This is a genomic window from uncultured Lacinutrix sp. (assembly GCF_947500325.1).
Classification (GTDB): domain Bacteria; phylum Bacteroidota; class Bacteroidia; order Flavobacteriales; family Flavobacteriaceae; genus Lacinutrix.
Genome location: NZ_CANMRQ010000004.1, coordinates 1 through 17,244 on the forward strand (window position 1 = coordinate 1; position 17,244 = coordinate 17,244).

Genomic DNA, 17,244 nt, shown 5'->3' on the forward strand with positions numbered 1-17,244 from the left:
TATAACTGGAATATACCTAATACTATTGATAGCAATACAGTTAGAGTAAAAGTAAGTGCGTATTATCATACCGAAAATGAATCAGTTAGTGCTAATGCATTTACAATTTCTCCTAGTAACCATATTATTGTTACTTCACCCACTGGAGGAGAGATATATACAGCAGGTGTATCGCAATTAATTAGTTGGATGGGTGCTCCGGAAACATCAGGTACATATACAATTCAATATAGAACAAGTGATAGTTCTTCATGGATAACAATTGCTTCAAATATATTTGCAACTAACTATAATTGGACAATTCCTAATATTTATTCAGAAGAAGTTACGCTAAGAGTACGAGATTCTAACAATAGTTGTATTTTTAAAAATACTTCACATTTTACAATTCTTCCTTCAGAACCTGTATTAATATCTCCAAATACTAATGTAACCTATTATGCAGGAGAATACAGACCAATAACTTGGGAAACAGGAAGTATATTTACCTCAACTGTTCGATTAGATTATTCTATAGATAATGGTAATAATTGGATAAATATAATTGCTTCTACTTCTAATGATGGAAATTATAATTGGCTTGTTCCTACAGCGAATAGTACAAACTGTTTAGTTAGAGTGAGTAGCTATAACTTCCTGCAATTTTACGATGTTAGTGATGTTAATTTTACAATAAAGCCAGCGGTAACAATTTTAACACCTCAAGGAGATATCGCTGCAACTAATTGGAGAGAATGTACTGTTACTTCAATAACTTTTGAACATGGATCTAGGTGGGATGACTATACAATTCAATATAGTATTAATAATGGTGGAACATGGTCTACAATTAATTCTTCTTGGGAGGCAACCCAAAACCCTGCTACATTTCAATGGAATATGGGTGATATAGAAACAGAAAATGCTTTAGTAAGGGTATATCCTACAGGAACGAGTGCAACGGGTACTTATCATGATGTTTCAGATTCTTCATTTGCTATTGAAGAGTCAATAAAAGTTATTAGTGCAAATTATGGAGGTATTTTAACAGTAGGATCTTCTTATGATATTACTTGGGAGTCTGATGGAATATCAAATTTTTACGACATTTCTTATTCTATAGATGGAGGATCAACATTTACTGAAATTGCAACTAATTATGAAACTTCTAGTAATATTTATACATGGATTGTTCCTAATACAATTTCTTCGAATTGTATTTTTAAAATAGAAGACAACTTAAATCCTTGTAAAAGTAATGTTAGTGAAATTCCTTTTAGTATTGAAAATAACTCGGCAGTTATAACAGTAATAGCTCCTAACACTTCTTCAATAGTTTTAAATGCTTGTGAAACATATACTATTGCTTGGAATGAAACAATTCCAATTCAGTTTTATAATATTCATTATTCTCTTAATAGTGGAAATACATGGATACCAATTGTAACAAACTATCAAGCTACTTTGAATGAATATGATTGGACTATTCCTAATGTTTCAAATGAAAATGTAATACTTAGAGTATCTTCATTTGTAGATTCAAATAATTTTGATGTTACAGATTACTCATTTAAGATACAAGGTGAGACGTTGAATGCTATAACTATTGAAAATTCTTCTCAAACAGATATTTGCATAGGAGATAATGTATCGTTTACAGCAATCCCACTAGACCCAGATGATGTATTGCAATACCAATGGAAGATAAACGGTGAGAATGTAGGAACAGATACTAATTCATTCTCTAGTAATACATTAGTTGCAGGTGACACCATAACTTGTGAAATAGCAGTGTCTTATAATTGTTTTTCAGAAACCAGTATAACGTCTAATGGTATAACCATAAATACTGTTACTCCAATTGAGACACCAACAGTTACAATAAGCGGGGTTGACCAAGGAATTATATGTGATTTTGCATCAACAACTTTAACTGCAAATGTTACTAGTGGAGGCGTAAGTCCTAGCTATCAATGGAAAGTGAATAATGTAAATGTAGGTTCAGATAACCCACAGTTTTCGACTACAGATTTAGAGGTTGGAGATGTTATTATTTGTGAAGTTACTTCATATTTTGAATGTGTATCTGTACAAACAGTTACTTCTAATGAAATAACAATAACAACTATTTCTCCAGGTGTTCCAAGCATTCCAGAAAATCTTTCAGGTGCAGTTATTGTTCCTCAAGGAACATCAGAAACATACATTATAGATCCAGTGCTTGGAGCTACTTCTTATGAATGGAGGTTAACAAATAATGGATGGACTGAAAGCACTTTGACAAATGAAGTGACTATCCCGAATATTATGGAATCAGGAACTTTGTATGTATCTGCTGTAAACGAATGTGGCAGTAGCATTGAAGAATCACTATATATTAGAACTTCTCCGCCATTAGAACTTTCATTAACATTAAAGGTATTTTTGCAAGGTGCTGCTCTTAATCCTAATATTGGAGAAGAAAGCCTAATGCGTGACGATATACGTATTGCAGGACTAATACCAACAACAAGCCCTTACATGGATATGATTACTTGCGATGCAGCAGTTTTTAATATCACAGGAGATAATGCTATAGTAGATTGGATTTGGGTAGAATTGAGAGATGCGACAACTAATACAACAATATTAAGTAGTCAATCTGCTTTACTACAGCGTGATGGAGATGTTGTTGGGGTTGATGGTATATCATCATTGACTTTTAGTCAAGCTCCTAATAATTATTATATTGTACTGAAACATCGTAATCACTTAGGAATTATGACAACTACTCCTATAACTCTATCCTCAGTAAATACTATAGTAGATTTTACAGATGCCAATAATCAAATCACTTTTGGTACAGATGCGCAAACCACGTTTGGTATGTCAAGTGGCATAGTTGCCATGTGGTCAGGAGACGTTAATGAAGATGGACAATTAAATTATTCAGGAGGTCAATCTGATGCACCAGGGATAAGAAGTAAAGTCTTTAATGATCCAAATAATTCAGTCTTTGGAGGACCACCAGTGGCTAGTTATCAATCTGTAGGTTATAATACAACAGATATAGATATGGATGGACTAACTGTGTATTCTGGAGGAGCAAGTGATGTATTACATATTAGAAACAACATCTTTAATAACCCTTCTAATTCTGTTTTTGGTGGGCCACCAACAGGAACCTATTTGTTTATACAGCAATTACCAGAAGGTGGAAATTAAGTTTTAAAATTACTTTACGATAGTAATTAGTATATACTATTTAAAAACCAGAACATGAATTTGTTCTGGTTTTTTTATTTTTTTGCTTGAAAAGTAAGTTTAAATTGATACTGTACTTAAATATTGAGATTTCAAAAAAACGAATGCAATGCCCAGATTTTTAGCGTCTATAATATGGATATTAGTTTTACTGTTATAACGTTTAATTATCCTTTTTTAGCTATCTAGATACTTAAACACATTGTTGTAACTTTTTAATTTTCTTGAGATAACAACTAAGTTGTTTTTTCTTGAATAATTAAAGCATCTTTATCGTGTTTTTGTTTATTATATATTTGGGCAATATCATTGTTGGTATCGATAATTTTTATACTTACACCATAAAATTGTTTCGCACTTTAAAATAGTATTTATACTTGATTATAATCGCCTTTTTATAAAAGAAAAGCCCATAATTATTTAAAGAAACAGAGCATGTTTTAAAGAATCTTTTTTTCATATACTCAATAGCTTTATCATAATTATTTCTACGCGTTCAATAATTCCTAAACAATCATTAGCGAGTGCTTTCTTTTCTAACCTAGTAAACAAAGGTGTAATTATTATCTAATAGTTTTAATGCTTCAAAAATGATATTCTGCTTTTTAGGGGCAGGTTTATTTTTTTAGTATCCCAAGTTCTAAATGAAGCCTTATCAGTAAAAAAAACTGAAGATATTTGTTTTTAAAGAGAAGAAATAGAATCTATCTATTTGGGTTTTTCTTTACCAAAAACAAATAGTAATCCTAAAAATTAAAATATAATATGTAGAAATCTATTTTTATCATTGCCTACAAATTAACAATAAAAATAGTGACTTTATAAGTTTTTGCTACTATTTGCTACCTATTAAAATAACTAATATTTTAAAGATTATACTAATTTTGAACTTTTCAACACTTAACCCAAATCATAATGCAAAAAACAATCGTTAATCTTCTGTTTTTTTTAATAGTATCATTCACTTTTTCACAAAATGCACCTCAAGGAATTAATTGGCAAGGTGTTATTAAAGGAGTAGACGGAAATCCGTTAGATACTGAGACTGTAAGTATACAATTTAAAATTAATGAAAGCAATGCTAATGGTAGTACAGTATATACGCAAACAGAAACTGTAACAACCAATAGTAAGGGGTTGGTGGCTGTTATTATTGGAGATGTTTCTAGTAATACTGTATTTTCTTCAATTAACTGGAATAACAATTTATACTTTTTAGAAGTATCTATAGATATTACTGGAGGGACTAATTATATTAGTCTAGGAACAACACAATTATTAAGCGTGCCTTATGCAATGTATGCTAACGAAAGTGGCTCTAGTAAAATGTTAGAAGATGCTAGTGGTAATACACTAGTAACAACGTCTTCAAATAAAGTAGCAGTTAATTTTGGTGTTTTTGAACAATTAAGTTTCACCAATAACAAATTAGTATTAAATACAGCGATTCCAAATTTTGGAAATATCGTGAGGCTAGAGTTTAAAGACGATTCTAATATAAATACCATAGCCAATGTTTTTCCTAATGTTGCATCTCTTCCAACCCCAACTAATGAAGATTATAAATTAAACTTAAATGTAAGAGGAAATGAGACCTTTAGCGCTAGAGGAGATGGTACGGTTCGTATTAATAATGCTTATACGTTTCCTAATACAGCTGGAGCACTTGGGCAAGTATTAGTAAGTGATGACTCTGGTAATTTAAATTGGGGTGGATTTTCAAATCTAGCTGATGAAGATAGCGATACACAAGTTATATTAAATAATGTAATATCTGGTAATGATAATATGCAGTTTAGAGTAGAAAATAAAAATGCACTAATACTTAGAGTAAACGCTGGAGGTCAAGTACCAATACTAGATATTCCAAGTGATGATGTTATTATTGGTTCTGGAGCTGGCGAAACTATTTCTAATGTTAATGAATCTAATAACGTTTTCATTGGAAAGCGAGCAGGAAGGCTAAGCACTTCAGCTGTCGATAACGTTTATATTGGTAATAATGCCGGAAGAGATAATATTACAGGAAGTGGTAATGTATATATAGGACGTTCTACAGGTTTAAATAATGAAAATAATAATAATGTATTTGTAGGTAGCTATGTAGCACTCTCTAATGGTGGAACAGAAAATGTATTTTTAGGGCATAGAGCAGGAGCTAATGGGAATGGTTCTGGTAATGTATATATAGGTTATAATGCAGCAGCTAATGTAACTAGTAATAATAAACTATATATTGAAAATTCAGATAGTGCAACACCATTAATTTACGGAGAATTCGATACCAATTTGGTTAAGGTAAATGGTACGTTTGAAACGTCTTCTGGAGCTACTATTGGAGGAAATACTGCAGTAAACGGAAATTTATCTACTACAGGAAACACAACAACTACAGGAAACACAACAACAGGAAGTACTACAACAGGAACATTAAAAATAGGCTCTAGCGCAACTTTAAGTGGTATTTATAAAGTCTCTATATCAAGAAATATAGGAAATATAGGAGGAAACAGTAGTCGTATAGAAAACTTTACAGTAACTGGCGCAAGCCCAGGAGATGTTGTCTTTATATCTCCAAGCGAAAATTTACAAAGTCAAGTGGTAGTGGGACAAGCATGGGTAAGTGGTAATAATACAGTAAGTGTACGTTTTAGAAACACCGATGGCGGTAGTCAAGATCCAGATGGCGGTGATGGAGCAACTTACTATATATCTGTAATTAAATAACAAAAAAATCAACCCATAATCATATAATTATGAAAAAAACATTTCTATTAGTAGTATTTTTTATGTTATCTATAATTGGAGTTTCTGCACAATCTCCACAAAAAATTAACTATCAAGCGATTATTAAAGATGCCAATGGTGATGCAGTGAGTAATCAAAACATAAGTTTACAAATCAATATTAACGAAAGTACATCGAATGGGACAACAGTCTATACAGAAACTCATACTGTAACAACCTCTCCAGATGGACTAGTAGTATTAGCTATTGGAGATGGTAACACAACCGATGATTTTACAACACTTTCATGGGGCAGTACTGCTTATTTTTTAAATGTTGCTGTAGATCTTAATGCAGGAACCACTTACAGTGATATGGGGACACAACAATTGGTTAGTGTACCTTATGCATTAACAGCAAATACTGCTGAACATGCTGAAAAACTAGAAAGCGAAAATGGGAACTTGAGTTTAATAGCAAATAATGGTAATTTGAATATGAGAATTGGGTTTAGTGAAGTATTTGATTTCTCTAATAGTAAAATGAGATTAAGTACAACTAATCCAAACTTTGGTAATAATTTACAATTAGAATTTAAAGACGATTCTAATATAAATACGATAGCCAATGTTTTTCCTAATGTAGCGTCTCTTCCAGCACCAGGAAATGTGGATTATAGATTAAACTTAAATGTAAGAGGAAATGAGACCCTTAGTGCTAGAGGAGATGGTTCGGTTAGAATTAATAACAGTTACACATTGCCAAATACCGATGGTAATGAAGGACAAGTATTGGTAACTAATGGTGGTGGTACTATATCATGGGGAAGCTCAACAAAGTTATCAGATACTGATGGCGATACACAAATACAGGTTGAAGAAACTAATGACGAAGACATTATTCGTTTTGATATTGAAGGTGCTGAATACTTTAAAATGGAAAAAGGAAGGTTAGAAACCTTAAATAATGGTCTTAGTGTTTTTATAGGAGAAAACGCAGGAGCTAATGATGATTTAACAGCTAATGAAAATGTAGCTGTTGGGTTTGGTGCTTTACAACAAAATGTTAATGGAGACGCTAATACTAGTGTAGGAGCATTTTCATTAAATGCATTAACTAATGGAGGCGCGAATACAGCAATAGGAATAGGAGCCTTAGAAAGTTCAGTACATGGTAGTAATAATGTTGCTATTGGTGTAGGCGCATTGAGTACTACTGTTGGGAGTGCTTCAACTGGTGCCGGTGATAATAATGTTGCTATTGGTTATAGAGCAGGTTTAAATAGTAGAGGAAGAGGAAATGTGTTCTTAGGGGCTAATACAGATTTGAGCGGACTAACCTCAAACATGCTTATAATAGACAATACTAATACTACATCACCGCTTATTGAAGGCAATTTTGGTACGAATGACTTAAAAGTTAATGGAACTTTTCAAACAACATCACATGCTACAGTGAATGGAAATGTAACAGCTACGGGAACAACAACTACAAGCTCTTTAAAAATAGGATCTAGTTCAACTTTAAGTGGTATTTACAAAGTATCAGTTTCAAGAAATGTAGGTAACATAGGAGGAAATAGTAGCCGTATAGAAACCTTTACAGTAACTGGCGCAAGCCCAGGAGATGTAGTTTTTGTCTCTCCAAGCGAAAATTTACAAAGTCAAGTGGTTGTAGGACAAGCCTGGGTAAGTAGTAACAATACTGTGAGTGTACGTTTTAGAAATACCGATGGCGGTAGTCAAGACCCTGATGGAAGTAATGGTGCCACTTATTACATATCTGTGATTAAATAATTAATTATATCTGCAAAGGATTTAAGGTTAATTAGATATATTTTAAGTTAGAAAATAACTAATAAATGTTAATGTATTATAAAAGCAGCACCTGTAATAGGCTTGTTTTTTTATTAACATATATCTAAAAAGTGTATTAAAAAATTATTATACTAATTCCATAATTACTTGTTCAAGCTCTTGATGTCTCTCAAGCCCCATTTTTTTTCTAATACGATGTCTCGAAGCTTTAATAGAGCCCATAGTAACATTACGAATTACCATAATTTCCTTAAGGCTTAAATTCATGCGCATTAAGGCACATATTTCTCTTTCAGATTTTGTGAGATCTGGATATAATTTCCCTAATTTTTTATTGAATTCTTCATCAAGCAATTCAATATTATCACCAATAGAGTCAAATTTACTTTCTGTATGGATTTGTGCAGTTAGGTCTGTAATCAAAGTTTGAAAATCCGAATTGTCAATTGTATTGGTATGTTGTTTTACCTTTTTTAGTTTAGCTAAAAATTCCTGTTTAAAATGCAAACGCATTTTATTATCTGCGATTAACTGTTTGCTTTGGTAGGTGGTATGTTTTAGTTTTTCGTCTAGTAACTCTTTTTCTAGTTGTTCTTTTTCAAAACGTTCAGTAGTAAGTTTTTTTCTGTTTTTCATTATCACTAATAGCGCTATTATACTTATGCCTGCTAGAATTAACAGAATGATATAGAAGTTATTTTTTGCTTTTTCTGCTTCAGACTTCAATTGAATCTCTTGTTTTTCACTTGCAAATTGAAGGCTGTCTGCTAGTTTTTCCTTCTGAAATTGATAATTCAATTCCAGTGCAGTGATCTTTTTAGCATTTTTGACATTAAAAATCGAGTCATAATAATATTTGTGTGTTTTATAAAAGCCAAGTGCATTTTTATAATTGCCCATCTGCTCATAAATATGGCTCCGTAATTGATAAATAATAGGAAATTTAGAGGTGTTACCTTGTTTTTTAGCATAATCAAGAGCTTCATCCATATAGGACAAAGCTTCCTCATATTTCCCTAAATCCGAATGAATTTTGGCAAGATGCATTAATGTATTAGAAACGAAGTTATAATTTTTTGTTGATTTAAAAATATCAATAGTTTCTTCATATAAAGCAATGGCTTTTTCATACTTACCCGTGGTATAATAGATAGTTGCAATATTATCATTGGACTTTGCTTTTTCTTTAAGTGTTCGAGAATAATTTTTAGATATTTGATAGTAATGCATAGCAGAATCATTCTGCTTGGTATAATAATAAATAACTCCCAACATATTATAAGTTCTAGCCAATTGAGAACTATCCGGATTTTTTTCCTGTAAGGATATAGATTTCAAAAAAAAAGATTTTGACCTTTTATACTCTTTCTGATATCTAAAGATCATGGCGATACTATGATAACTCTTGGCAATTCCAAAAGAATCTTGCAATTCTTCTCTAATTTTTAAAGCCTGTAACCTAAAATCCATAGAGTTTTTATAATTGGTTTGCCTGGATTCATATTTGCCTAATACATCTAGTATGTTTGCTTTTTGCTTTAAAAAGTGATCAGAAGGAGCCTTGATACTATCAATAAAAGTTAATGTTTGATTCATCAAATCCCTTCCTTGATCTATGCTGTATTGCTCTACCACTTTGGTAAGCTCTATTAGGTAATGAACCTTTAAAGAATCATTTGGAGCTTTTGCTACTTTTTCTCTTAAATTAATTTCTAAAGCGTCTTGTTTTACTTGACTAGATACAGGAAGTAAACAGAATAAAAAAATGATAAAAAATAAGACTCTCATGTGATTATAAAGATGAATAGAGTAATACAAATATAGAAATATTGATTAAAAATGAGGCACAACTAGCAAATTACGATTCTTTGTAAAGTATTGTAAATATTAAGGTGAAACTTTTTGTAACCATAAAAAAACAACAAATATGAAAACTGATTTGTACTATAGCATAATCAAAATTTTATAACAAGGCTTAACCTAATAAACATGAGAAGACTTTTACTCACTAAAATACTATTTTTAGTTTATGTTTTTTCTTTCGGGAGTGAATATAAAAGTATCAACACATTACTTTCAGAAACCTTATATGTTCCTCAGATATCGATAACAGGACCAGATATGATGACCGTTATACCAAACGGTGACACCACACCAGATTTTATAAAAGGGACTTTATTCTTTGATACACTTACAGGACAAGAAACCCCTTCTTTTTTTAATATTAGTAATTTGGGTTTTACCGATTTAAACATCTCTAGTATTACAATTACTGGAACAGATGCCAGTGATTTTATTATTGATGGTACACCACCAACAGTAGTAAATCCAGGTCCACCACAGATGGTCCAAATTGCTTTTGTACCTCAAACAGCAGGACTTAAAAATGCTACTATTACCATAAATAGTGACGATCCCACAACACCTACTTATTCCTTTGCCATTCAAGGTAATGCTCTTGAAGGAGGGACAGGCTTGCATTTTGATGGAATGAATGACTATATAGCATTTAATAATGGGAACTATAGTTTAACACCAAATTTTAGTATAGAATTATGGATAAAACCAGAAATTTCGGGAACTACCGACCATTATATTTTAGATACTCGTACAGGAACTACTGGACATGGATTTTTTATTGATATTACAGGGCAGCTTAATTTTACCTTTTACACTTCAAGTGGCATCCAAACACTTACAAGTAGTAGTGCTTTAAGTAACCAATGGCAACATATTGCAGTAACTTATAATGGGATGATTTATAAGTTATTCATAAATGGAAGTTTAGATTCAAGTTTAAGTCTTACCGAAGGATTAATAGATAGCACAAATAACTTAAAATTAGGAGAAGTTGCACAAGGTGGTGGTTTAAACTATCAGGGCGAGATGGACGAATTACGAGTATGGGAATCGGCATTAGCGTCCTGTGGAATGGAAAATAGAAGATTATGTGAATTAGCTGGAGATGAAATCAACCTTGTAGCCTATTACAACTTTAATAATGGAGAAGTGAATGGTAATAATTTCCCTATATATAATATTTTAAGAATCAATCATAATATAACAGGAGGCATTGCCCCAGAAGGAGAATTAATGAATTTTGGCTTAACAGGAACAACCTCCAATTGGATTGATGCCACGGCTAATATGGTATCAGGATCCTGTGCAACTTTTCCTGAACTATCGGTAAGTTCATTAGGAGTCATAGTTATTGAAGATGGAGATACTACACCAGATACAGCAGATGGAACAGATTTTGGTAATGTAGACATTAATGACCCTTTAGCTGATACTAATTTTACAATAACAAATATCGGTACAGCAGATTTAATAGTTTCTGATATAGTTATAAGTGGCACTAATGCTTCAGAATTTTCTATACTTAACTCATCTGTGGGTACGATAAATGCTGGAAGTACAGATAATTTATTAATAGGCTTTGATCCTGTTTCTGAAGGTGTAAAAACAGCAACCGTTACTATAACTACAAATGATTGTGATGGTTCGTATACATTTAACATACAAGGTAATGGAATAATTAATGGAACAGGACTAAACTTTGATGGAACAGATGATACCGTTGTAGTCTCCCATAATTCAGCATTTAATGTAAATACATTTACAATAGAAGCCTACTTTAAAACAACATCTACTGCAGGTGGACAGTCAATTATTGGTAAATATGATGCCACAGGAATTAATGGGTTCTCTATGAATTTAAGCAGTTCTGGAAGACTACGATTTGAGTATGCAGTACCAAACATTGAATCATCTAGTTCATCTAGTACTTCTGGACTTAATGATGGGAACTGGCACCATATTGCGTTAGCATTTGGAGGCGGTAAGGTAACATATTACATAGATGGTGTACAGGATAATGAAATTACTTTTAATAATATTCCAGATGCCCCAACAAACACAGAATCAATATCCATAGGGTACTCTGCATTTAATAACGTTTATTTTAATGGAGATATAGATGAAGTACGTTATTGGTCCAGAACATTATGTTTAGATGAAGTAAATGCGCAACAAAGCTGTGAATTATCCGGAAGTGAATCGGGCTTAGTATTAAATTATGCATTCAATCAAGGAATCATCAATTCAGATAATTCAAGTATTACTACTGTAACAGATTCCTCTTCAAATAATTTCGATGGAGCATTGACTAATTTTGCTTCAACTGGAGCAACTTCAAATTGGATAGATGCTACATCAAATGGTATTTCGGGAACTTGTACAGTGGAAATTCCAGAAATCAATGTTCAAGGAAATGGCAATGATATTCTTTCAGGAGATACCACACCAGAAACTAACGATAATACAGATGCTGGTACAGTAACTGTAGGTTCTTCGCAGAATATGAACTTTAATATACGTAACACATATGGTACAGGAAACTTATTGGTAAGTAGTATTGATCTATCAGGAGATACTACTGAATTCACAGTGACACTCAACCCAAGTAATAACCCTATATTGCCCGCACAATCTGCAGGTTTAACAATTGCTTTCCATCCAACTTCTGGAGGGCTTAAAACGGCTGTAATTACTATTAATAGTAATGATTGTGATGAGTCAGAGTATACTTTTACTATTCAAGGTTATGGTGCACCTATAGGATCTGGGTTAGATTTTGATGGTACAGACGATATTGTTACGATTCCACATGCCTCATCACAAAACAATTTAAACTTTTCTGTAGATTTCTGGATAAAGACGACAGATGGAATTGGAGGCGTTATCAATAAGTTTACTCCAGATGGTAATAATGGATGGCGTATTAATTTAGATGGTGGAAGAATTGAATTTTACTATTACGCTAGTGCTTCAAATTATATTACCAGATTATTAAGTGCTGATACCTACGTTGCAGATGGTAATTGGCATCATGTAGCAGTTACCCTTAATTCTGGCAATGCTAGATGTTATATAGATGGTACAATAGCTCGATCTACAGGATGGAATGGAACCGCAACAGCAACATCTACAACAGCAAATTTACAAATAGGTTATGCTGCAACAGATTCGCCAACAGGCGATAGTGGAGGTTATTTTAATGGACAATTAGATGAGTTACGCCTTTGGACTAAAACCTTAACGGCTTTCGAAGTAGAAAACCTTAACGGTTGTACAACAGACATGGCGCAAAATGACTTATTATTAAGTTATAACTTTAATCAAGGTATTGCAACCTTAGACAATAGCACAGTAACCACATTAACAGATAATTCGGGTAACAATACCGACGGAACATTAGCTAACTTTGCGTTAGATGGAAGTACAAGTAACTGGATAGATGCTTCAGATAATAACATTTCTGGAAGTTGTGATTGTATTGTAGCTGGGGGTGTTAATTTAATGACTCAGGCAGAAGTAGATAGTTATGTGGCTACTCTTGGAACTTGTGGTATTATAGAAGGCAATGTAATAATTGATGGTACTATAACAGATTTATCAGGTTTTTCTAATATTCATACTATTTCTGGAGATTTATATATGGAAGGAAATATTGTAGACGACCTATCTGGCTTCTCTTCCTTAACAACAATTGGAGGCGATTTTACATTAAAGAATATGACCAATACAACGAGCATCGCTTCATTTTCTAATGTTACGAGTTTAGAAGGTGATTTTCAGGTTGATAATCTTGATTTACTTACAGAGGTATCTATTTTAGACCAGATCTCTTCAATAGGAAACCTAACTATTACAAATAATGCGCAATTAAATACAGTTACTTTCAACCAGTTACAAACAATGACGGGTAATTTTAGAATTACCTTTAATAGTTCATTGAGTTCACTTTCTGTACCTCAGTTAAATCAGATTGGGGGAGAGCTGCGTGTTACTAATATTGGCTCAGGATTAACAAACTTGTCTTTTCCACTTTTGGTTTCCTCTGGAAATGTTTGGATTTCAGATATTGCAGGAGTAACAATTATAAATTTTCTTGAATATCAAACAGCTAACGGAGTATTGAATATAGGATCGTGTAGTAATCTAACAACTATTAATCTTCCAGAATTATTGAGTGTCGGAAATGATTTTTCAATTAATAATTCACCACTAGTAAACTCGATTACTGTACCAGTATTAAATACAGTTGCTGCTGATTCCGAGTTTGATGATCTTACGATGACTAACTTGACCTTTCTTCAAAATGTCACTAGTATAGGTGGGAGGCTTTCGTTAACCGATATGACAGTATTAAGCTCCCTTCAGGGTATGGATAATTTAACAAGTTTAGGAGGCTTTAATTTAACAAACTGTGACTTAGTAACTAATCTAGAAGGTTTTTCTAATTTAAATATTACCTCTCTTGGTTCTTTAAATCTTTCAGGAAACGAAGGAATAACCTCTTTAAATAACTCGTTTTTAGAGTCCTTAACAAATATGGGAACTTTAGGGATTAGTTTTAATGGGAATTTATTAGAGATTGATGCTTTGCAAAATCTAACATCATTAACAGCTACAAGTTCATCTACTATTAGAGATAATAATTCATTAGGAAGTATGAACCTATTTGCGTTAAATAATGTTACAGATACATTTACTATTCAAAATCAGCCAAATATTACAAGCTTATGTGGTTTATATAGTTATGTAACTACTGGTAACGGAGCAACAACCTTATCGTTTTTCGGGACAAATGCTGCAGCATGGGATAGCGTTCAAGATATATTAGATAATTGTAATACAGGGTTAAATGCAAAAGCCTATCTACAAGGCGCAGCCTTAAACCCTAATACAGGAGAAGAAAGCCTAATGCGAGACGATTTAAGAATTAATGATATAATACCAACAACAAGTCCATATTCAGATGGCATGACCTGTAACACAGCTGTATTTGTTAAAGAAGGAACCAATGCTATTGTAGATTGGATTTGGTTAGAACTACGAGATAGCTCAGACAATACAACAATTATCGCTTCACGATCAGCTTTATTACAACGCGATGGATATATAGTTCATGTAGATGGAAATTCACCAGTATATTTTAATGCAACCGAAGCAGGAAATTATTATGTTGTTATAAATCATCGTAACCATTTGGGTGTTATGACTGCTAGTACAGTAGCATTATCTAATACAGCTACAGCTGTTAACTATACAGAAGCTGCTAACCAAATCACTTATGGAACAGATGCGCAAACCACGTTTGGCATGCCAAGTGGAGTAGTTGCTATGTGGGCAGGAGATGCGAATGGTGATGGGCAATTAAATTATTCAGGAGCCTTATCAGATGTTCCAGGAATAAGAAGTCAAGTATTTAACGATCCTAATAACTCCGTCTTTGGAGGTCCGCCGGTGGCTAGTTACCAATCTACAGGTTACAATACAACAGATATAGATATGGATGGACTAACAGTGTATTCAGGAGGAGCAAGTGATGTATTACATATTAGAAACAACATCTTTAATAATCCTTCTAATTCTGTTTTTGGTGGTCCACCAACAGGAACCTATTTGTTTATACAGCAATTACCAGAAAGTACAGATTAATGATAGGTTTATAATTTTAAATAAACGAATAAAACCATCTTAAATTTAAGATGGTTTTTATTATTTATAAATTACTAGTTTTGTAATAATGAAACAGATCTTCATTATTTTCCTCTTTTTGTTAGGCTTCTTTTCATTTTCCCAAGAAGTAGATACAACTCTTGTACTTTTAAAACAAGCAGTTAAACAAGCAAAAACAGATTCTTTACGTATAGAGCGGCTACTAGAATTAGGTAGTTACCAATTACGAAGAGATTTTAATACAGTTAAATCTTATACAGACCAAGCTATTACGCTTATAGATAGGCAAAAGGGGTATGACACTAGATTACAAGAGACAGAAGTTTTCCAACAATTAGGTATCTTAAATAGAAAAAAGTCCAATTACTCAAAAGCATTACAGTATTATTTAGAGGCTCAAGAAATACTTTTAGCGATAAGAGATTCTGCAAATTTATCTTCTAATTATCATAATATAGGTACTGTTTATAAATTTCAAAAAGAATATGAGAAATCTATAATAAATTTAAAAAAGGCAATTAAAATTAATCAAAAACTTAATAGACCTAGACCAGAAGGAAACAATTATAATATGATCGCAGGTGTTTATAATGCTATAAACAAAACGGATTCTGCGTTTTATTATTTTAATAAGGCAGATGAAAAATATAAACAGTCAGGTTATGAAGAGGGAGTATATCAAGTAATCGCTAATAAGTCTAATGTGCTCATTAAACAAAAAAAGTATAAAGAAGCATTAGCATTACAACTTACTAATTTATACTATGTACAAAGAATAGGAAAAAAAACTGCTATAGCTACTTCTCATTATAATTTATCAAGAATTTATATTCACTTAAAGAAGTTTACTAAAGGATTATATCATGCAGAAGAGGCTATTAAAATATCTAAAAATGAAGGTATTGGTAGACGATTGGCATTATCATATAAAAGAAGAAGTCAGGCTTATTATGAAATGAAATTATTTGATAAAGCATTAAATGATTATCGAAAGTTTTTTAAGATTCATGATAGTATTTTTAATATTAAAAAAGTAAAAGAAGTAAGAGAAATAGAGCTTAATTATAAGTTTGAACGCCAAAAATTGGCAGATAGTATATTGCATGTTCAGGAAAAGAAAATAATTCAAGCACAATCTGAAAACCAGATATTAAGAAAAAAATTATATTTCACATTATTCATTATCACCTTAATTATAGCAATTATTATAGGTAGATATTTTAAAAAAAGATGGCATATTGAGAAAGCAAACCAAGAGATATTAAATGCTAAATTAAAATTATCTAAAGCGGAAAGTAATGAACGTATTACTTTTTTAAAATCTGAAATAGATGATTTAAGTGAAGAAATTATTACTAGAAAAGAAGAAATTACCAGCTTGATGACGGAGTCTCTTCAGCACTTAAAATCTAAAGAAAAATTAGTTGTAGATCTTAAAAATGTAGTGTTAAAAAAGGAAGACACTTCTATAAAAAGTATTATTGCAGATTTAAAATCTGAAGCCCTTGATGATTCTAGATTGTTAATGATAAAAAATCATTTAGAAGAACTCCATTTTGAGTTTTATAAATCACTTAAATTAAAACACCCTGAGCTTACAAAAACTGATATTGAAATCTGTTCTTATTTAAAATTAGGATTAGGTAGGCAAGAAATAGCAAAACTTCGACACACTTCAATTTTAGCTGTTAAAAAATCTAGAAATCGGATTCGTAAAAAAATGAATTTAACTCCAGAAGAAGATTTAGAAACTTATATTCAATCTGTTTAAATAAAAACAAAGAAGAGTTATTTGTATTAAATCTCTTTGTTTTAGATGATTTTGTTTTGTCACCCCATGTGTCACCCCTATGTTTTTTTGTAATGAATTGTGCCTCGTTATTTTAGCGCTGTATAATTTATTGAGCTTTTCAAAACCTACATTTTTGCAAAGCTAAAACAACAAAATAAC

The 17,244-nt window shown here is 32.0% G+C and carries 6 protein-coding genes; 5 read left to right on the forward strand and 1 reads right to left on the reverse strand.

All coding sequences use genetic code 11. From position 1 onward, the window contains the following. From Q0997_RS06630 to Q0997_RS06640, 3 genes are all read left to right on the forward strand, one after another. Positions 1 to 3,183, forward strand: a 3,183-nt coding sequence (locus Q0997_RS06630) for a hypothetical protein (RefSeq protein ID WP_299886402.1), incomplete at its 5' end; no start/stop codon positions are given. A gap of 954 nt (positions 3,184 to 4,137) precedes the next feature. Continuing rightward, the gene (locus tag Q0997_RS06635) at positions 4,138 to 5,949 is read left to right on the forward strand and encodes a hypothetical protein (RefSeq protein ID WP_299886405.1); all 1,812 of its coding nucleotides are present in this window, start codon (positions 4,138 to 4,140) and stop codon (positions 5,947 to 5,949) included. Between the two features lie 29 nt (positions 5,950 to 5,978). Further along, positions 5,979 to 7,745 (forward strand): hypothetical protein, encoded by a 1,767-nt coding sequence (locus Q0997_RS06640; protein ID WP_299886408.1) that lies wholly within the window; start codon positions 5,979 to 5,981, stop codon positions 7,743 to 7,745. A gap of 147 nt (positions 7,746 to 7,892) precedes the next feature. On the opposite strand, the gene Q0997_RS06645 is transcribed toward Q0997_RS06640, so the two are convergent. After that, the gene (locus Q0997_RS06645) at positions 7,893 to 9,554 is read right to left on the reverse strand and encodes a tetratricopeptide repeat protein (RefSeq protein WP_299886411.1); all 1,662 of its coding nucleotides are present in this window, start codon (positions 9,552 to 9,554) and stop codon (positions 7,893 to 7,895) included. Between the two features lie 201 nt (positions 9,555 to 9,755). On the opposite strand from Q0997_RS06645, the gene Q0997_RS06650 reads away from it, so the two are divergent. Both Q0997_RS06650 and Q0997_RS06655 read left to right on the forward strand, forming a co-directional pair. After that, positions 9,756 to 15,272: a LamG-like jellyroll fold domain-containing protein gene (locus Q0997_RS06650; RefSeq protein WP_299886413.1), complete on the forward strand. Its 5,517-nt coding sequence runs from the start codon at positions 9,756 to 9,758 to the stop codon at positions 15,270 to 15,272. Between the two features lie 88 nt (positions 15,273 to 15,360). After that, positions 15,361 to 17,064 (forward strand): tetratricopeptide repeat protein, encoded by a 1,704-nt coding sequence (locus tag Q0997_RS06655; RefSeq protein ID WP_299886416.1) that lies wholly within the window; start codon positions 15,361 to 15,363, stop codon positions 17,062 to 17,064. Positions 17,065 to 17,244: the final 180 nt, after the last annotated feature.